The organism is Streptomyces capoamus (assembly GCF_014654935.1).
Taxonomy (GTDB): domain Bacteria; phylum Actinomycetota; class Actinomycetes; order Streptomycetales; family Streptomycetaceae; genus Streptomyces; species Streptomyces capoamus.
On sequence record NZ_BNBF01000010.1, the window covers coordinates 152,152 to 152,532 of the forward strand.

1 protein-coding gene is annotated in these 381 nt (G+C 72.2%); it reads right to left on the bottom strand.

Features of this window, described 5'->3' with window-relative positions; genetic code table 11:
* Positions 1-314: non-canonical purine NTP pyrophosphatase (locus IE312_RS40645; RefSeq protein ID WP_306419766.1), on the bottom strand; the 314-nt coding region annotated here is incomplete at its 3' end.
* Positions 315-381: the final 67 nt, after the last annotated feature.

Consider the following 381-nt stretch of genomic DNA (forward strand, 5'->3'; position numbering starts at 1 on the left):
AGCAGTTCCAGGTTGGCCTGGTCGTCGCCGTGGCGGCCGGACCAGCGGGCGGAGAAGATGCCGGGCGCGCCGTTCAGGACGTCGACGCACAGCCCGGAGTCGTCGGCGACGGCGGGCAGCCCGGTGGCCCGGGCGAGCGCGTGCGCTTTGAGCAGGGCGTTCTCGGCGAAGGTGACGCCGGTCTCCTTGACGTCGGGGATGTCGGGGTAGGCGTCCGCGCCGACGAGTTCGTGGGGGAGTCCGGCGTCGGCCAGGATGGCCCTCAGCTCGGTGATCTTTCCGGCGTTGCGGGTGGCGAGGATCAGGCGGGTCATGTCCGCCAGTATTCCTCGCCTCCCGGTCACAGCTCCGTCTGCCCCGCGCCCCGCAGGGTGCGCAGGT